Below are 19,283 nucleotides of genomic sequence, written 5' to 3'. Positions count from 1 at the left end.
TGGATAATGTCAGCTTATGCAAGAACTCTGGAAATTAATATCGTCTCCACGCCATCTAATCGTCTTCGAAGCGGCCGCGCGGCATGCCTCCTTTACTCAGGCGGCCCGGGAACTGAATGTACAACAGCCTGCCGTTAGCGCTGCTATCAAGCAACTAGAAGATAGCCTTGGAGTTTTATTATTCGAACGCACCCACAAAAAGGTTTCCCTGACCAGCTCCGGACAACGTTTTTTTGTCGATGTCTCGAAGGCACTTGACGGACTATTGGCCTCGGCACAAACGCTGCATGGTAGCACCCAGAATAATCAGGTTACACTGAACGCCTCTTCTGCTTTCAATTTTTACTGGATGATGCCACGGCTCCACGATCTGCGTCACCAGTTTCCGGGAATCGACCTTCGGCTGCAAACCAGCGATCACGAACCTAATATCGACGCAGAGAATATTAACCTGGCGATCCGGCGCGGGAGCGGTGACTGGGAAGACTGCCACTCAGCTATAATCGCTAGTGAAGTCATTTATCCTATTGCCAATCCACGCGTAATTCAGTCAACAATTGACTTGAAAACCATCGCTAATCTGCAATATGAACGGTTAATTCACTTGGAAGAGCCGATCCGCGAACGGCCAACCTGGAAAGATTGGTTTACCCATTTCGGCGTGGCCAATATTGGCGCATCATCGACAATCCGTCTAAACGACTATGCTCTTGTTCTACAAGCCGCCATCGCCGGGGAAGGCTTCGCATTTGGCTGGAAGCATCTTACAGATCCTTTGATTGAGCAAGGACTATTGGCGGGCCTCAAGGACTGGTCCTGGGAAACCGGCCTCGGTTTTTATCTCGTCTGGTCGCAACGCAAAGAACTTAGCCCAAAGGCAAAATTCGTTCGCGATTGGATTTTGTCTTCTTGTAATTTTAACGCCCGATAAAAAGTGGCTAGCTTCAATAAATTGTCGGCAAAGAAAAGCCTCGTTATTGCTTTGTTGCTGGAAGCCAGGCTTGTCCTATGTTTGAGTTTATTTGGCGAGGGCGCGAAGTAGTCGCCGTCGCCAACCATGAAATAAACCAGCTCAGGATTACTTTACAGCCTTTCAATATTTTGCATTGTCATTCACCAGGTTACACAAGATGATACACATATGGATCCTACCTTGATAACCCTAAGCGTCACCGTCTTCTTTGCCGCGGCATTGCAATCTGCAACGGGGATCGGATTTGGCGTGATTGCCGGTCCTATCATGTTATTATTATTAAACAGCAGCAACTCCATTCAGATTAGTATCGTCTTAAACCTACTCATTGCTGTTTTACTGGTACGCAGTATTCGACTTGAGTTTGATAAAACTATTCTCATACAACTTCTTATCGGATCTGCCGTTGGTCTACCGTTGGGGCTTCTGATCTTCTTGAATGTTGATGTGGTGATGTTAAAATTTTTTGCCGGTACGGCCGTCGCACTTACCGCCCTTCTCGTTATCCGAAACAATATCATAAAATCGAAACCCGCGGCGGCGGTCCCGTCCAACATCAGCGCACTAGCTACTGGAATTGTCTCTGGTTTGATGAGTAGCAGCTTGGCCATGCCGGGTCCCGTCGTGGCCGCGTGGATGTCCGCAACAGGAATTGAAAAACAAGTGGTCCGCGCGACGACCCTGAAGTTATTCGTATTTTCCTTCGGAGCGGCTCTTTTATTCCAGATCCCGTTTGCTGGAATTGAAACGGGCACCCTGTGGATCTGTCTAAAATTGGCACCTGCAACGATTGCTGGTATTTATGTCGGGCGATTGATAACAACCTGGATCACAGAGCGTATCTTCTCATGGATGATTATTGTCATCCTCCTGTTGACGGCCACTTTCCTGTTCACCACAAGCGTTTAAAAAGGGGTATTTTTTATGAATTCGACCATTAAATCTGCCAAAGACCTTGGACGGCTTTATGATCTCCCCCGTGCACGACTTTTTACGGGAACACCCCCTATAGAGGCGATGCATAATTTAGAGAAAACATTAAGTACATCCTGTAACCTATTTATAAAAAGGGATGATTGCACGGAGTTAGCTTTTGGCGGAAACAAAGTTCGTCAATTAGAGTTCTACCTTGGTGAAGCCGTCGCAAGACAAGCTAACACGATCCTGATCACAGGCGCGGTTCAGTCAAATTTTGTCCGTTTGGCAGCAGCGGGTGCCCGCAAGCTCGGAATGGATTGCCATATCCAATTGGAAGAACGGGTCAAGAAAAACAACCCCGATTACTACAAATCCGGCAACGTTTTTCTAGATCATCTTCTTGGCGCGACCATGCATAGCTATCCTGAAGGAGAAGACGAACATGGCGCAGACCAGCAGTTAAAAACTATTGCCGAAGAGCTGCGATTAAACGGAAAAATCCCTTATATTATACCCCTAAGTCCAAATCATCTGCCATTGGGTGCATTAGGGTATGTCGTCGCCGCGCAGGAGATTTTGGAGCAGCTTTACGCTCAACAAATCAGTATTGATGAAATTATCGTTGCCTCTGGTAGTGGAGCCACCCATAGCGGGTTACTTTTTGGCCTACGAGCGCTCGGATCGAACATCAAGGTGAGGGGTATTTGCGTCCGCCGTGCCGCAACTGACCAGATGTCGCGCATTACCGACAAGTGCCGAAAAATTAGCACCATGCTTGATATTAAAAACCCTGTTGTCAAATCGGATATCATTCTTGACGATACGTTCTTGGCTCCAGGCTACGGACAAGCTGGAAAAGATTGTGTTGAAGCCATTAAACTATGTGCCCGAACTGAAGCGCTGATCTTGGACCCCACATATACTGGAAAAACAATGGCCGGATTTATCCATCGGGTAAAATCCTTGAATGCAGGGCAATCCTTTCTGTTTATACATACTGGCGGTACACCCGCCATTTTCGCGTATATGGACGATCTCGCTTGAATGAAATTCTTTGATCCGACCGCTAAATGAATAACGACATACTGTAGGGCGCCCCAAGAATTCAATCCTATTTGAGGCTCCTCAAATTATTTTTTCATTCGGATCATTTTGCAATCGTTCTGACCAGAATTTACCGACACTCGCCAAATGTTGTTGGAGGATTTTTTCTCCTGCGTCAAAATCACGCTTACGCAGCGCTGCCAGCAGTTTTACATGATCTTGATGGGAACGGAAGCTTTGTTCCATCGTTTTGAAAAATACCTTTCGGCGCGCGCGTGACGTCAAATAGAACGAATTAACAAGGCGCAAATACACTTGATTATGGGCCGCCTCGACCAATGCTAAATGAAATACGGCATCCTGTTCAGCCAAAGTTATTCCAGCTTCAAGATTTCGCTCACAAGTTTCAATGACATCAACTAAGCGTTCGATATCTGCGTCGGTATGGCGCTGACAAGCCAACCGGAATGATTCAATTTCCAAGATGCGCCGTGTTTCCAAAAAATCTGACACCTCTCCTTCCAGCAACGGAACACCCGCGTCCGAGAACATTACCATTGCATCAACACTGGTATCCTTGCCAAGCGCTTGTAAATATATGCCGGAGTTTGGTCTCCTTTCAACGACACGCATAATTTCCAACGCTGTCAAGGCTTCACGAACTGAATTACGGCTTGCATTGAATTTTGTGCACAAGTCGCGCTCAGACGGTAGTCTATCACCAGCATCCAGCCGGTGATACCGTATATAGGGGAGCAGTTCTGCAACTATTCTTTTGACTTCAACCTGGTTCATGGAATTACCTTAGTTAGAGAAATCTCATTGCGTTTTCAGATAAAGGCCGTAGCCCCACGCCGAGGCAAGAGCAAGCGCCACAGCTATAGCAAAAACCAACAGAACAATGCCACCAACTTTTATAAGCTTTCGAGGACTTCCTCCGGCGACGCAAAAAGGCATAAGATTAAAAACAAGGCCACCAACAACTACGCCAATACAACCCGCAGAAAACAGAAATTGGCTGAAGGGCTGGAAAATACAAAATAACGCTAATGCGCAAAGTCCGATAATGCCATATTCAAGCCACTTAGCTTGTTTGACAGAAAATCCAGTATTTATTTTTCCGCTCATGAGGTGACCAACCTTTCCTCATTGTCAAAGATAAGGACTTGATCAGCGCGCGAAACCACATTTAGCTTTTCACCAACGCTCACTTGCTGCTCACGTTCAAGCACAATTCGAATTTCCATATCTTCCACCATTGCATGGATGAGAGTTTCTGCGCCCATGGGCTCGATTAAATCGACAACAACGGCAAGACTGCCTTCAGTGGGTTCTGAAACGAGCTTGAATGCCCGCGGCCTAATTCCAACGGTAACCGAGGTATCTTGAGAAAGGCGAGAGATTTCCTGGCCCACTGTGAGTGACACATGTTGTCCGCATAAATCTATATTCCCCTGCCCTTCACTCAGGCTTTTCAACGTGCCTGGTATCAGGTTCATCGCTGGTGTCCCAATAAATCCGGCAACAAACAAATTTGCCGGTCTTGTAAATATTTCATGAGGTGTCGCAATTTGTTCGATTGCCCCATTTCGCATTACAGCAATGCGATCTGCCATGGTCAATGCTTCCAATTGATCATGGGTAACGATCACGGTTGCTTTTGACAATCCGTTAAGGATTTCCTTTATTTCTCCCCGCATGGTTTGGCGCAAAGTCACATCAAGACGGCTTAACGGTTCATCAAAAAGGAAGCAATTTGGATCTCGGATCACGGCACGGGCAACAGCCACCCGTTGCTTTTCTCCCTCACCTAGTTGACCTGGCGTTCGGTTCAAGACTTCTTGTAACTGTAACGACTTCGCCACTTCGTCAATACGACTAGCAATCTTTTCTTTTGAGAGCGCACTTGATCTCAAAGGGAATCCGATATTCTGCCCAACAGTCAGTGTTGGATAAAGCGCATAGAACTGAAACACCATGGCGATATCGCGATCAGAAGGTGAAAGATGATTAACTTGTTTTCCGCCAATGAAAATATCACCTTCTGATTCCTGCTCAAGGCCGGCGATCATCCGCAATGTCGTTGTCTTGCCACAACCGGAAGGCCCTAGAAGACAAAGGACTTCACCTTCTTCAATCCTCATATGAACTGCGTCAACAGCCGTTAGAGCGCCAAATCGCTTCGTTAGATTTTCAACCTGTATTGATCCCATAAATCTGGCCTACTTCTTAACTGTGCCGAAAGTGACACCGCGCAGCAAATGGTTCTGCAATAGATAGGTCACCACAAATACTGGAATGAGGAATAATGTGATAATTGCCGCCAACAACCCCCAGTCTACTCCAAGCTGTCCACCCATTGATCTCGCCATTGCGACGGGAACTGTACGGGTATCGTTGCCAGTAAGTAAAAGTGCGAATAGGAATTCGTTCCATGTCAGAATGATCGCAAAAACTGATGTAGCCGCTAGCCCTGCTTTCAATTGAGGGACGCAAATTTTGAAGAAAACTTTCCATTCTCCCGCGCCTTCCAATCGCGCCGCATCCTCCACATCCGTCGAGAGTTCATCGAAGAAACTCTTCATCATCCAAACTGAGAAGGCCAAATTAAACATGGCATATAAAAGGATTATTCCAATATAGCTGCCGCTCAGGCCGGTGATGCGGAACATCAAAAAGATTGGAACAATCACAACAATCGGCGGCAACATGCGGGTGGTCAAAATTACGAAAAGATAGGTGTTGTTACCTTTAAGCGGATATCTGGAAAATCCATATGCCGCACTCGTACCGATTACAACTGCCAGCAAAACACCTCCGCCGGCGATAAAGATCGAATTAAAGAAAAACAAGGACATGCCAGTCGACATTTGCTCTCCATCTGACGTTAGGCGATAGAAAACACGAACGAAATTATCAAGAGTCGGAGTGAACAAAAAACTGGGAGGCGTGGCAAGTGCCACTTGCCGGGTCTTAAAGGCCGTCGAAATAATCCACAATACCGGGAAGAAGTAAATTAAACCAACGATACCGCAAATGATAGAACGCCCCCATCCAGCTTCCCGAATACCGCGTTTTTTCCGTGATCTACGGAACATGATCAAACCTCCTGTTCGCGGCGATTAACAAAATACAAATACAGGTTTGTCAGCACGATTACGACAAACAGGAGAATATAGGAGAGCGCAGACGATTGACTTGTCTTGAAAAATTGAAAAGCCATCCGGTATACGTAAACGGCAATGGTTTCCGTTGATGTTCCTGGGCCACCGGCCGTAATAATGTAAACAACATCAAATAGCTTAAAAGTCTCGATTGTGCGAAACAAGAGGGCTAGCAATAACAGGCCTTTTACATATGGAAAAGTGACAGTCTTAAATCGTTCCCACGCTGTAGCGCGATCAACTTCCGCAGCCTCATAAAGATAGTTCGGCACGCTTACTAGACCCGCAAGTACTAAAAGCATGACAAAAGGTGTCCACATCCACGCATCAGCAATTACAATCCCGGCAATAGCACCCCACGTCGTTGACAAAAGAGCAAAAGGTTCCCCGGTAAAATAAATAAAGGCCTGGCTGATCAACCCGAAAGTCGGCTCATAAAAAAGTTTAAAAAACACACCCACCGCGACAAATGACAACATCATTGGTGTTAAAATCAGCATCAATATTTCACGGCGTAACGGGAATTTTTTGGCAAAAAGTAGAGCTAAAGCAAAACCAAAAACCATTTGCACAAATACACTTGAAGCAACTATAAGGGCTGTTGTTTGAAAGCGCTCCCAAACGACGGGATCGCTGAGAATTTTTTCATAATAATACAAACCCGCAAACCGAGGCGGTTTAAGGGAAGAAGCCTTATAATGGAAGAAACTCAATCCAAAGGACCACATCAGCGGAAAGATGTTCATAACAAACAGCAATATGATTGCTGGCGTCACAAGCAACGCACCTCGACGTTTTGGATCCATTATCCAGTTAAAAAATCCGCTCATTTTGGATATTCCGGTTCATTAGGCTTAGAAATAATACGCTGAAAGACGGAGCGGGCATCTCATGCACGAGACTCCCGCTCCACACTTTTAAGGAGCGCCTTAATTGATACGACCGACTTCCGTCAGCAATTCTTGCTGATACTTAGCAATCGCATCCATGGCTTCCTTAGCCGTAACTTGACCTGTGATGGCTTTATCAAACTCTTCTTGTTGCTGTGTCAGCAGTTCGAAGAATTCAGGAACATGCCAGAAGTCCAACTGCCATGGTAGAAGTTCAACATGAGCTCTGTTCCAGGGCTCAAGATCACTATAGCCAGGAGAGTTCATCACACTTTGAAGAGCCGAGCTTCCGCCATTTTTTGCGAAATTAGTTTGCGTATCACCTGATAACCACCATTTCACAATATTTAGAGACTCTTGAACAACCTCCTCATCATTCCATGATGTCAGAACAAACGGCTGACCACCGATGTTATCCCAGCGAACCATCTTGCCATCAACCATGGTTCCGGGGGGAAGTGCGTAAGCTGTTTTATCCGCGACTGTTGATACTTCAGGATTTACAGCTGTCGCCGATACAGCATTCCAGTTGATGATCGCTGCAATTTTACCCTGCATATACAAGTCATTTATTTGGAAAATGTCCATCTGACCAGTTTTCCATACAGGCGGTGCATATTGTAGATAGCTGAGATACTTATCGAACGCTGCAACTGCTTCTGGTGAGTTTACGACACCTTCGGCTTGCGCATTGGGTTGGTCTGATTCATCCCAAATTGACGCACCACCCTGCCAGATGAAGGCATTGATTTGACCAGACGAGAAATCATAGCCTTTACCAGCTTGATATGCGACGCCGTAAAAATCCTCGGTAAGCGTTTCACCCGCAAGTTTTTCACCAGCTTTACGTGTAAAAAATTCACCGATATTTCCCCAAGTATCCCAATCAACGGCTTCCCAGTCTTCGTACGAGCATGGTAGAACCTTGCTGTACTTCGCTTTAAATGCCGCTCTCTCCCCTGCCTCACAGAAAAGGTCTGTTCGGTAAACACTGACTTTAGTGTCGGGCATCTGAGGAAAGCCATAAATATTCTCAGATTTATAGGGATAAGTAGCATAAGCCGTCGTCAACGCCGGATGTACATCTTTCAAGATGCCCTCTAATTCGGGATCCTTATCGATATATTCGTTCAGTTTCATGAACTGGCCGCCCTCGATAAAGGTACCGATCCACTGACTGTCAGAAACAACAAGCTGGTATTTCTTTTCGCCAGACGCCATAGAGGCTGCCACGCGTTCATAAAAACTTGGCCATGGAATAAAATCAATCGCAAGCTTTACATTATTGCCGCTCGGTGACTTGTAAGTCTTGTCTGCATATTCCTGCATAAACCGTGTTGGGCCCCAGTCCGGCGCTGCCATTTGAATAACAATGTCTTTGGCAGAAGCAGAGGTTGTGAACCCTGCCGTCAATGCCATCATCGCGGTTGCCGCAATGATGCCTCCCTTTACAATGACATTTTTCATCTTACTCTCCTTGATTATTGTCCTGAAAAATGAACAGGTGATTTCATTTTTTCCGGTAAGCTCACCCAATTACTGTACCGGTTTCCTTCGCAAATACATGTGTCGCACTTATTTGAAAACCACAAGTCAGCTCATCTCCTACATTGAACAACACGGCTTTCTCTTCTGGAAGAACCATTTTAAGGCGGCAGTCATTGGCCACTAAATCAAGAATTACGACATCGCCTAGTGGCTCAGTTAATCGAATTTTGGCGTTGAAGGTCGGTCCATCATATGATTCTCCAGTTCCGACCAATTTGATATCATGCGGTCGCACTCCAAATAGCAATTCTTCCCCGACAGCGAAGTCACCCAACGCTTTCCCCCATTTTCCGCCAGAATACTCTCCAAGCCCTATGGAAATACTAGCTTGACTGTCAGAACCTTTTCGGTGGCCCTCAAGAAAATTCATCGGCGGCGAACCCACCATTCGCGCGACAAACTGACTATCGGGACGGTCGTAAAGTTCATAGGGGGTGCCCACTTGAACCATTTTACCATCTCGAAGAATTCCGATGCGATCACCCATGGTAAGTGCTTCCAATTCATCCGGCGTTGCGTAAATAATTGTAATTCCCCGTTCCCTTTGAATTCGTTTGAATTCAGCTCGGGTATCATGACGTAACTTGGCATCCAAATTCGTAAGCGGCTCATCCAATAACAAAAGCTCTGGTTTCTGTATCAGCGCGCGTCCAATAGCAATGCGCTGCTGTTCACCACCGCTCGCCGTTCCAGGTTTACGGTCTAATGTTTGCGACAATTTTAGCAACTCCGCTATTTCTGCTATTCGCCTTTCAATTTCATTCGCATCCAGCTTTTGTGCGGTCAGTGGAAAACGAAGATTATCACGGACGGTCAAATGCGGATAAAGTGCAAACGTTTGGAAAACCATGGCAACACCGCGATCCCGCATTGGCGCGTTCGTCTTATCAACACCGTCGAATTCAATGCGCCCAGCACTTGGTGTTTCAATGCCACAAATCGTTCGAAAGGCAGTAGTTTTTCCGCTCGCACTTGGCCCCAAAAGCACGTAAAATTCACCTGTATTGACCTGCAGATCCAATCCGTCAACAGCTACGACATTATCAAAATTCTTGACCAATCCTGTAACTTTCAATGCAGACATATCCGGCTTATCCTTGAGCAAAAAATATAATAGGACTGAACATCACGCGGTTCCTGCATAGATTGACAAAGGCGCCGGTTGCTTATTTTGCAAAATCGCAGACACATTGTCGGCAATAAAGTTGCTCGTCTCAGCCCATGTCTGTTTGGTCAGGGAAGCCATATGCGGCGTCACAGCGCAATTTTCATGGGCAATCAGCGAATTATTCTTCTGTGGTGGTTGCACAGCCATCACATCCGCCGCGTAAAAGCCTATTGCGCCATTATTCAGGCCATCGCAAATATCGTTTTCATCAATAAGGCCGCCACGCGACGTATTGATCAAAACAACACCTGATTTACACAGACGAATAATATCGCCATTAATCATGCCTTCAGTTTCGTCGTTCAGGGGCAAATGAAGCGAGATCAGGTCCAAAGACGACGCAACGCTACCCAGCTGCTTTATCAAATGGTCATGACCTTCGCCATCTCGACTAATCATGAACACATCCATTGAAAAAGCACGGCACAAGTCGGCGACTCGACGGCCAATACTACCTGATCCGATAATCCCAACTGATTTCCCTCTCAGATCATCTCCTTCATAGGTTTCTCGGTAATCCCAGTTACCACTTTTTACTTCCCGCGATGCTCTTGGTCCCCGACGTAGGCAATTTAACATCAGCATCAAAGTATGTTCCGCGACGGCTGCGGCGTTCAAACCAGGTGCAAAGACGACTTTTATTCCTGTAGCTTTCGCTGCGTCCAAATCAAGATTATTAAGTCCTGCACCTGCCCGTGCTATCACTTTCAATTTTGGACAAGCCGCCATCAATTGCGCATCAATACGGCCTAAACCACGGGTGATAATCGCTTCAACACCATTAAATGGTAAATCGTGGCTCCGAGCATTTGGATCGGGAGACATAACAAGATCATGAAGGTGGTTTAGTTTATCCATTGCAGATTGATCGAGTGTTTCAAGCATAAGAACGGACATCAATCTGTTCCACGTCGCTGATCATTCCGTCCGGAAACAAAAAGCTCATTTCCTTCTGTCAATTCGAGCGCAGAATTGGATGCAACATCTGCATCTAGCTCTGAATCTCGAAGACTCGCGATTTCCAGTAAGTTGCCGGAAGGATCACGCGCAAACATCTGCATACTACCCGAAGGTAACCGGCGCCCTTTACCCCACGGCTCAATATCAATGGCCCCCGCTGCATCAAGCCGCCGAAAAACGCTATTAAAATCATCTACAACAAGGCAAAAATGGGCGCGAAATGGCCTTGTTTCGGCAAATTCATTCATATGAATTTGAGCACCATTGGCAAGCTTGAAAAATTGAGCCGGAAAATCAAGCGCCGGTGTGTCGTCCAAAGTCAGGCCAACAACATCGCGATAGAATGCGACACCTTCTTCAAGATTATCAACCAGTATATTTATGTGTTGTAATGCTTGAGTTGCTGACATTTTTCCAATTTCCGCTTTCGTTTTTGTGGCAACTATTTTGAAAATTCGGTGACGAAGTCTTGATTGAGCGTCAATCCCCAACCACTACCAATCGGAGGTGAAAATTTACCGCCGTCCGATTCAATCACTTCGTTGACCATTTCTTTCAACAATGGATTGGCCCCCAAAGAAAATTCAATTAATCGTGCTGCCGGGCTTGCAAATGACAAGGTTAGCCCGGCGATAAATGAAAAAGCTGACCCCCAACAATGCGGTGCAAGCTCGAGTTGGTTGGCCACCGCCAGAGCTGAAATCTTCAACCCCTCCGTCATGCCCCCGCAAATGGCCATATCAGGCTGAAGTACATCCGCGGCATCACGGTCAATCAAATCCTGAAAGTCGAAGCAAGTAAATTCGCTTTCACCCATGGAGATAGGCATGGTCGCATTCTGTTTTACAGATCGCATGGCACCTCTTGCATCGGAACTTACTGGCTCTTCAAACCAGCGCAAATTCAATTCTGCAGTTCTACGACAAAATTCACGTGCTTCCGCCGGGTTAAAGGTGCCATGCGCATCAACCATAATCGCACAATCAGAGCCGAGTGCCTCACGAGCGGCAGTAACGCGTGCGACGCTCGCATTGACAGAACCATCCATGATCCCTACCCGCATTTTCACGGCATCAAAACCATGTTTCGTGTAGGAAATAAGTTGCTCACCAATATTGTCCACATCAGCCCATCCGCCGCTGGCGTAGCCTTTCATGACGTCTTTTGATGCGCCCCCTAACAACTCGAGCACCGGAACGCCTAGACGTTTGCCGGCTAAATCCCAAAGAGCTAAATCAACGCCACTCATAGCCGAAATCCAAAGGCCCTTACGGCCTAAAACGTGAAAAGAACGACCTTCACTCTCTGCATATCCCGCACGTGGGCCATTGTACAAACAGCCCCATAACTGGTTAATATTACGGCTATCTTTACCCACTAACTGCGGCTTTAAATCATTTTCAATGACAGCAACCAAACTCTGGCATGAGCCTTGACTGCCAACAGCCGCTTTTGCTTCACCATATCCTACAAGGCCATTTTCCAGAGTGATAGTAACGAGGGCCATATCAAAACTATCGATCCGGCCAAAATCAGAAACATGCTGTTTTTCATATGGAATAGGACAGCTTATCCAGGTCGCTGTAACGTCAGAAATGTACGTGCTCGTGTCTAACATTATGATATCAACGGTACAATATGATTGCAGGACCGTTTGACCATTTCAGTATAGAATTCTTCACTCAACAGGCTACTGCCATGGTCCTCAATGAATTTCAGTTGCTCCGGCGAAATATCTACAGGATTGGTTTCTACCTGATTGGTCCATTTAGTTACAGGCGTGCGGTCAATGGGTGTCACGAATTCAAGTGTCAAAGCGCCGTCGTATCCTACACCTTTCAGTGTCTTTACGATGTCTGCCCAGTTGAGCTGACCCATTCCAGGTGGCATTCGGTTATTGTCGGCGACATGAAAATCAAACAATAAATCACCGGCCGTGTGAATGGCGGCCATGAAATCGTCTTCCTCAATATTCATGTGAAAAGCATCCAGGCAAACACCCGCATTGGGGCCAACTGCTTTCGCTAACGCTACTGCCTGGTCTGCCCGATTAAGGAAATAGGTTTCAAATCGGTTGAGGGGTTCGAGCGCCATTTTAACCCCGTATTTCTCTGTTAATTCGTAGACCTCTTTCAATCCATCTACGACCCACTGCCATTCTTCCTCTGGCGCCCCATCCGGGCTTACTTTCCCCACGGTCGCAGGGACTACTGTAAGTTCCGTTCCTTCCAGTTCATGTACCATTGTCGCGACACTTTTCATATAATCAACGGTCGCTGCACGCTGCCCCTCATCTTTAGAGGCAAGGTTACGATCCCCCAATGTCAACGTCACGGAACCCCAGCAGAACATATCCAATTCCTTTAGAACGGATCGTACGTCGGAGGTTTTATATTGCTCTGGTTCACCACTGATCTCAATACTTTGCAATCCCCACTGCTTACCACGCCGCAGCGTGGTTTCTACTGGCTCGGCACGCATCCAGTTATGAGTTGACAGATGCATCTTATTTCCTCCCGCGGTGATTTTCTACTATCGTTGAATGACTACATATCTTCTTTGCATCCGGTTTCCGACGTCCACTTCTTCTGCAAGAATTCGTCCGAAACTATTCTGCTATTTTTGGAGTACCAATTTGGCCCAACCAATTCAAGCACCATTTTTCAAATTGCTATCGTTTGCGTTTTGATAAATTCTAGAAATTTGATTAAAATGTTTAAATACAGACTGTTAGAGAAAATTAAAAATATGAATTCGCTCTGGAAAATTCAGGTATTTTTAGAAATCACAGCCTTTACTATAGCCATTTAGGCACCCTTTTTCACAAAAACAAGCGAGATATGGTCGAATCAACAATTTAGGTCGGGTAAAATTATGGCCTAAAAACTATACGGCTGATCACGAAGATACACACCTTAATTAAGAAGCTTTAGTATTCGTCAATTGTATTGCTGTGGCATGTGACGCGGCACGAATTTCTTCTGCTAATTCGGAATCTGGCAGCGTACGAGCCAATACCATACCGCCCACGCAAAGGGCCGCGAGGGACAAGATCTTTTGGCGATTATTTTCATCATTATCCACTATACTATTTTCGAACAGCCAAACCATAGCGTTCAGTAGTTTCTGATATGAATTTTGAACTTCAGGACTCGAACGAGCCACATCGGATGGCAATGCAATCATCGGACATTGACCATCAAGATCTCCAAGATGTTCTGAAGAAAGATAAGCATCAATCATATGATGCGCCATTTCCGGCTTAAGGTCTGCCATATCTATGCCAGCTTCTGATCTCCAGCGAGCACCTCTCCCCATCAGAAAACTTGATACAGCTACTTCGAACAAGGCTTCTTTATTTTTGAAATGGTTATAAAAACCCCCTCGTGTCAGGCCTGCCTCAGCCATGACCATGTCGATTGTTACATTCTGAAAACCATATCTGTTAAACAAAACCCGAGCAGTTTCTATTATGTTGGCCCGTGTCTTTTCTTTGTGCTCCGCGCTATACGGCATATAATTCCCTCCACTTTACTAAGACTATATCAACAATCTAAATATGTTCTTTATCATATACAGAAGCATGTCATAAAGATGATCTCTTTTTCTAAATCAGGAGTATCTTTCATGCCTAAATTCGTACTCGCCTATCACGGAAGCCCACAATTCAAAACGAAAGAAGAAGGTACGGCACATATGGTCGCCTGGAGACAATGGAGCCAGGGTTTGGGTGACGCCGTCGTCGACCCTGGAATGCCTGTCGGATCTTCCAAAACTGTCAGCGCCACTGGTGTTGAAAATGGCGGCGGAGCGAACCCCCTGGCCGGTATAACAATTCTTCAGGCCGAGACGATTGATGCCGCTGTAACCATGGCGCAAGCCTGCCCTCACCTTGATGCTGGTGGTACTATTGAGGTTGCAGAAGCCATGGAAATGGAAATGTAGACCTATTCCTGATCCCCAAATATGTTAGCAAGCAAAATCTGTAGGCTTGGATCGCGAGATTTCAACGAGCTTTTTTAGGAACTCGACGGCAGTTTATTTCGCATCAAAAAATTCTGTGTCGTCGCCATCTGCCTCTGGATTTTCAATGTAAAATTTCGCACGTTTCAAATAATGTTCAGCCACGCCGTCCTCTGGCCAATTCTGAACGAATATTTCGAGTAACGGAGCCGCTTCAACCCAATAGCCCTTCCTAAAGTAGGAGAACAATATTTGCCAACTCTCCACCATTTTTAAGAACTCCGAATTATCGGTATCTTTCCGGCCAAGCAGTTCAAATATATCGACCGGCCTACTCACTCCTTTTGGTGCCACTCGACCTACCGGTCGCCAAAGGAATTCCTCCCCTGCCGCTTCCTGAACTGACGATGACGCCAAGATTTCTGTACCAAAAACCTTGTTTAGGCCTTCCAGACGACTTGCCAAATTAACTTCGGATCCCATGACAGTGTAATTTAATCTTTCAGTCGAACCAACATTGCCGACAATTACATTTCCTTTGTGTAATCCATACCTTGTGATGAAGACCGGGTCGCCCGCAGCCAGCCATTGCTGGTTTTGCATTCTCAGCTTTTCCCTTGCTGCTAACACCGCTAAGCAGGCGTTTTTTTCCATCTCCGGATCTTCAAGAGGCGCATTCCAAAAAGCCATAATCGAGTCACCAATATACTTATCAATCGTTCCGGCATGCTCCAATATTGCATTGGATTGAGATTCCAGATAATCGGACAATTGCCGCATCAAATCTTCGGAGGCTGCTGCTTCTGCAATATTTGTAAAGTCCTTAATGTCGCAAAACATGATGACCATGTCACGGCGCTTGCCGCCGAGTTCGCCCCCTGTTCCTGAGTGCAACAACTGTTTGACGAGTGTTTTGGGCACGAATTTTCCAAATACACCAAGAACAGATTTCATGGATTTAGTTGCGGCCATCAAGTCGTGGATCTCCGAAATACGGGAATCGAGATCAACATCGTCTTTTAGTTCCAAACGGCTTATTTTTTTAGCTTCCGCAGTGAGAGCTTCAATAGGTTTTGCCAACCTCTTTGCAAAAAATAAAGCAATCAACATCACTATTATACAAAGCCCGAAGGCCACAACTAGAGACTGATTGCGAGCCTTAGTTGCTGCTGCAGCGATTTCCTCCCAGGGAACAGCCAGTAAAATCCGCTTATTTACCGCTTCCGTAGCGCCTAACTGAAGCGGGATACTACGAAAGAGAAACTCTTCCCCATCCGCAAAAATATGGCCTTCTGACAGTGCGCTATCTGACGATTCAAGGACAGTATTTAAGATATTATCACCTGCTTCGGACAAGGTCATCAAAGACAGAATATCTTTTCCTTCAGACTGTTTCGCAACACTTACACCGGTAGTCTCCGAATGAGCTAGAATTAGACCGTCATTGGTCGTTATCGCAACGCGTGATCGAGGAGTTACCTTGAGCTTCTGGAGAAAACTCTGGATCGTTTGCAAATCCAGATCCACTCCAATGACACCGGGATTATCTCCTAACGTCGATTTAGAAAAAGTTATTCCCGGTAGCCTCGATGTTCTAAAAACATAGGGTTCCGTTCTTTGCAGCTCTGAAGATTGTGCAGCTGGACCAAACCAAGGACGCGTTCTCGGATCATATTCCGCGGGGCGCGTCCATTCATTTTGGCTAGGGTTTCCGTCTTCCAGAAGAGGACGGGTGGTCCTGATTTTTCCCTTCGAGGTGCCACCACGGATGGTTACATACGCAAATTTTGCTGCATCATTTGCTTTGTAGATACCTCTGCTTTTCTCATTTTTACCCATAAATGAAACGACCTGTGAGAAGTCTCCATTTTGATAGCCAATATAGACAGATCGAATATGGTCGTTGAGGTTTAATGTTGGAACAGTAACTTGCACGAACCGATTTCCATTCGTATCAGCATACAATAAATGGGGGTCTTCACGACCTAGACGGTCAATACTTTGCATGACAGGACGTATAAACGCTTGAATTTGGTCGGATATATAATCCGTCGCTTCATCCATTTGCCTTTCAGTTTCAATTTGGGCAAAATTCGTTACTTGATAATAATTGGATAAGGCAACGAGTCCACTAGCGGTAGCAACAAGTGCGACAGCTGCAGCCGTTAAACTGATACTAAATTTGATCCCTTTGAATTTGCGCTTTCCCGCCATATTTTACAACAACCCTAACCAATACTATTAAGTATTTGTTCAGAACCAACCAATATTAGTATTTTCGAAATATAATACTACATATTACTCAAGCTGCCAAAAAATTAAAACAAAAGCGGCAACGTAAATTTCCTTCATTCTATTGGCGTATCATTGATATGACTGACTGTGCCCGCATACGTTTACCAGCAGCATCGATTAGTTTATCCGCGCGAGCTAGAGTGGCAAAACCGCGTAACGTTTCGATCCCGATCACCAATTCCAATTTTCCTGTAGTAATATACAATTATTTAAATTTGACTGAAATATGACTGTACATCCATAGTTCAGTCCAATTGAGCCTGCGGCATGTAATGGGATTAGGACCAAAAATGGAAAATCGGAAGCAAAATTATATCGATGGTCAATGGGTTACAGGAGACTCTGAGATAGAGAACCGCAACCCTTCAGATATTTCCGAACTAATAGGTCTTTACGCCCAAGCCAACTCGGATCAGTTGGAAAATGCTCTTGATTCCGCTCGTGCAGCTCAACGAGAATGGGCCCGGTCCGGAATTGAACGACGATATGAAGCTCTCATGGGCATTGGCGCCGAACTAATGGCACGGTCCGCCGAGCTGGGAGAGCTTTTGTCGCGCGAAGAAGGCAAGCCTTTAGCCGAAGGAAAAGGCGAAGTCTATCGGGCAGGCCAATTTTTTACGTATTATGCAGCCGAAACCCTCAGACAAATTGGTGATAACGCTGAGTCTGTTCGTGAAGGAATAGAAATCGATATTCGCCGCGAGCCTGTTGGTGTGATTGGAATCATTTCACCATGGAATTTCCCAACAGCAACAGCGAGTTGGAAAATAGCACCAGCACTAGCCTACGGAAACGCTGTTATTTGGAAGCCAGCGAACGCAACACCTGCTTCTGCAGTCGCCTTAACCGAAATTATCGCAAAGCAGAATATTCCGGCTGGCCTTTTTAATCTAGTCATGGGATCTGGTCGCTCCATCGGTCAACGGCTTGTGGAAAGCCCCAAAATCGACGCTATTTCCTTCACTGGATCCGTACCGGTTGGCCAAGGTATTGCAACTGCGGCAGTCCAGAACTTTACGAAAATTCAATTGGAAATGGGCTCAAAAAATGCACTCGCCGTCATGGACGACGGCGATTTGGATATAGCAGTAGCCGTCGCACTCGGGGGTGCATTTGGCGGATCCGGACAAAAATGTACCGCATCATCGCGACTGATTGTTCATGAACAAGTTCATGACGCATTTGTCGACAAGTTTATTGCTGGAACCAAAGATCTGAAAGTTGGGCATGCGCTTGATGAACAAACGCAGTTAGGGCCCGTTGTGAGCAGTGAACAACTGGAAGAAAACCTCAAATACATCGCCGTTGGAAAAGACGAAAATGCAGAGTTACTATGTGGCGGCGATAGACTGGATATGCCCACAGAAGGCTTCTATATGGCTCCAGCAGTATTTGTTGGTACGAAGAACAGTATGCGCATAAATCGGGAGGAAATGTTCGCTCCTATTGCCAGCATTATAAAAGTTGGATCGTATGACGAAGCTTTATCGACGGTAAATGATACGAAATTTGGCCTAACGTCAGGAATAGTCACCCGATCTCTAGCGCGCGCAACGCATTTCCGCCGCAACGCCCGAACGGGCTGTGTCATGATAAACCTGCCGACTGCCGGAACCGATTATCATGTCCCGTTCGGCGGTCGCGGTGACAGCTCATATGGACCACGGGAACAAGGCTCATATGCGGCGGAGTTTTATACAATTGTCAAAACCACATATACCGCCTCAGGTCACCCAGAATAGCCAACCCAGTTCATATGTTATTACGATAATCTTAATTGGCAGCTGTTGTCTCGGATTTTGAGGATCCAAAGATTGAGGCAAACACTTGATCGAGTGAGATCAGGCCGGGCCCTTTGACGACGAGATAAATAAGTGGAAACATCCATAATAAACGCTGATCCAAGATAACGCCATCTTGCACGCGGTCAAATAATTGACCAATCGTCTTGGCATCAACATTATGACCACAGATATCAACAATACTCATGATGACTATCATGACTGCCATGCCAATGGATGCGAGCCGTGTTGCTAGGCCTACTAGTATTAAAGCCGGAAGAATAAATTCTGCGTATGTTGCCGCGAAAACTACAACCGTATGTAAGGAAGATAATTGGTCTGCATCATACTCAGCAGCTTCCAACGCCTTAGGAAATATCTGCGCGTAGGCCCCGACGGAAGGCGAGAACAGACTATTGCCAATTTTAGTCAGCGCCGACTGCCAAAAGAAACCGAGCAGGACGCTCGAAAAAATGAGACGTGCAGCAAGCCCCGGAAACCAGTTTTGCAACATTGTTTCCAACTGTCCAAATACAGCGATGTAAACATTGCTGGTTGATTGTATAAGATTGACCATGG

19 protein-coding genes are annotated in these 19,283 nt (G+C 46.0%); 5 read left to right on the top strand and 14 right to left on the bottom strand.

From position 1 onward, the window contains the following. The first annotated feature begins 16 nt into the window (after window positions 1-16). The 3 genes from V7723_RS03630 (at window position 17) to V7723_RS03620 (ending at window position 2,935) form a co-directional block, all read left to right on the top strand. Entirely contained in the window at window positions 17-931 is a 915-nt protein-coding gene (locus tag V7723_RS03630; protein WP_335683071.1) for a LysR substrate-binding domain-containing protein, read from the top strand. A 210-nt stretch (window positions 932-1,141) separates the two neighbouring features. Further along, on the top strand, window positions 1,142-1,882 hold the full coding sequence (locus V7723_RS03625) for a sulfite exporter TauE/SafE family protein (RefSeq protein ID WP_335683070.1): 741 nt from the start codon (window positions 1,142-1,144) through the stop codon (window positions 1,880-1,882). A 15-nt stretch (window positions 1,883-1,897) separates the two neighbouring features. Next, the gene (locus V7723_RS03620; protein WP_335683069.1) at window positions 1,898-2,935 is read left to right on the top strand and encodes a D-cysteine desulfhydrase family protein; all 1,038 of its coding nucleotides are present in this window, start codon (window positions 1,898-1,900) and stop codon (window positions 2,933-2,935) included. Window positions 2,936-3,016: 81 nt separating this feature from the next. On the opposite strand, the gene V7723_RS03615 is transcribed toward V7723_RS03620, so the two are convergent. From V7723_RS03615 to V7723_RS03560, 12 genes are all read right to left on the bottom strand, one after another. Further along, window positions 3,017-3,730, bottom strand: coding sequence for a FadR/GntR family transcriptional regulator (locus V7723_RS03615; RefSeq protein ID WP_335683068.1), 714 nt, complete (start codon window positions 3,728-3,730; stop codon window positions 3,017-3,019). A gap of 24 nt (window positions 3,731-3,754) precedes the next feature. After that, complete coding sequence (locus V7723_RS03610; RefSeq protein WP_335683067.1) at window positions 3,755-4,063, bottom strand: hypothetical protein; 309 nt, start codon at window positions 4,061-4,063, stop codon at window positions 3,755-3,757. Then, window positions 4,060-5,148, bottom strand: coding sequence for an ABC transporter ATP-binding protein (locus V7723_RS03605; protein ID WP_335683066.1), 1,089 nt, complete (start codon window positions 5,146-5,148; stop codon window positions 4,060-4,062). Before V7723_RS03605 ends, V7723_RS03610 begins: the two co-directional genes overlap by 4 nt. A gap of 9 nt (window positions 5,149-5,157) precedes the next feature. After that, window positions 5,158-6,033, bottom strand: a complete 876-nt coding sequence (locus tag V7723_RS03600) for a carbohydrate ABC transporter permease (protein WP_335683065.1) — start codon at window positions 6,031-6,033, stop codon at window positions 5,158-5,160. A gap of 2 nt (window positions 6,034-6,035) precedes the next feature. After that, the gene (locus V7723_RS03595; RefSeq protein WP_335683064.1) at window positions 6,036-6,929 is read right to left on the bottom strand and encodes a carbohydrate ABC transporter permease; all 894 of its coding nucleotides are present in this window, start codon (window positions 6,927-6,929) and stop codon (window positions 6,036-6,038) included. Window positions 6,930-7,028: 99 nt separating this feature from the next. Next, window positions 7,029-8,456 (bottom strand): extracellular solute-binding protein, encoded by a 1,428-nt coding sequence (locus V7723_RS03590; protein WP_335683063.1) that lies wholly within the window; start codon window positions 8,454-8,456, stop codon window positions 7,029-7,031. Between the two features lie 61 nt (window positions 8,457-8,517). Next, complete coding sequence (locus V7723_RS03585; protein WP_335683062.1) at window positions 8,518-9,621, bottom strand: ABC transporter ATP-binding protein; 1,104 nt, start codon at window positions 9,619-9,621, stop codon at window positions 8,518-8,520. A gap of 42 nt (window positions 9,622-9,663) precedes the next feature. After that, window positions 9,664-10,602 (bottom strand): NAD(P)-dependent oxidoreductase, encoded by a 939-nt coding sequence (locus tag V7723_RS03580; RefSeq protein ID WP_335683061.1) that lies wholly within the window; start codon window positions 10,600-10,602, stop codon window positions 9,664-9,666. Beyond that, window positions 10,602-11,075, bottom strand: a complete 474-nt coding sequence (locus tag V7723_RS03575) for a VOC family protein (RefSeq protein WP_335683060.1) — start codon at window positions 11,073-11,075, stop codon at window positions 10,602-10,604. Before V7723_RS03575 ends, V7723_RS03580 begins: the two co-directional genes overlap by 1 nt. A gap of 32 nt (window positions 11,076-11,107) precedes the next feature. After that, complete coding sequence (locus V7723_RS03570) at window positions 11,108-12,283, bottom strand: mandelate racemase/muconate lactonizing enzyme family protein (RefSeq protein WP_335683059.1); 1,176 nt, start codon at window positions 12,281-12,283, stop codon at window positions 11,108-11,110. After that, window positions 12,283-13,170, bottom strand: a complete 888-nt coding sequence (locus tag V7723_RS03565; protein ID WP_335683058.1) for a sugar phosphate isomerase/epimerase family protein — start codon at window positions 13,168-13,170, stop codon at window positions 12,283-12,285. Before V7723_RS03565 ends, V7723_RS03570 begins: the two co-directional genes overlap by 1 nt. A gap of 414 nt (window positions 13,171-13,584) precedes the next feature. Further along, complete coding sequence (locus V7723_RS03560) at window positions 13,585-14,181, bottom strand: TetR/AcrR family transcriptional regulator (protein ID WP_335683057.1); 597 nt, start codon at window positions 14,179-14,181, stop codon at window positions 13,585-13,587. A gap of 111 nt (window positions 14,182-14,292) precedes the next feature. Here V7723_RS03560 and V7723_RS03555 point away from each other — a divergent pair, with 111 nt between their 5' ends. Beyond that, window positions 14,293-14,610 (top strand): hypothetical protein, encoded by a 318-nt coding sequence (locus V7723_RS03555; protein WP_335683056.1) that lies wholly within the window; start codon window positions 14,293-14,295, stop codon window positions 14,608-14,610. A gap of 93 nt (window positions 14,611-14,703) precedes the next feature. Here the strand turns inward: V7723_RS03555 and V7723_RS03550 are convergent, their stop codons facing one another. Continuing rightward, on the bottom strand, window positions 14,704-16,842 hold the full coding sequence (locus V7723_RS03550; protein WP_335683055.1) for an adenylate/guanylate cyclase domain-containing protein: 2,139 nt from the start codon (window positions 16,840-16,842) through the stop codon (window positions 14,704-14,706). 371 nt (window positions 16,843-17,213) lie between these two features. On the opposite strand from V7723_RS03550, the gene V7723_RS03545 reads away from it, so the two are divergent. Continuing rightward, on the top strand, window positions 17,214-18,665 hold the full coding sequence (locus V7723_RS03545) for an aldehyde dehydrogenase family protein (protein ID WP_335683054.1): 1,452 nt from the start codon (window positions 17,214-17,216) through the stop codon (window positions 18,663-18,665). A gap of 31 nt (window positions 18,666-18,696) precedes the next feature. Here the strand turns inward: V7723_RS03545 and V7723_RS03540 are convergent, their stop codons facing one another. After that, window positions 18,697-19,281, bottom strand: coding sequence for a DoxX family protein (locus tag V7723_RS03540; protein WP_335683053.1), 585 nt, complete (start codon window positions 19,279-19,281; stop codon window positions 18,697-18,699). Between the last annotated feature and the right edge of the window lie 2 nt (window positions 19,282-19,283).

Source organism: Sneathiella sp. (assembly GCF_036960985.1).
Taxonomy (GTDB): Bacteria; Pseudomonadota; Alphaproteobacteria; order Sneathiellales; family Sneathiellaceae; genus Sneathiella.
Note: the sequence above shows the minus strand (reverse complement) of the source record. Positions and strands in the feature narration are given on the sequence as shown.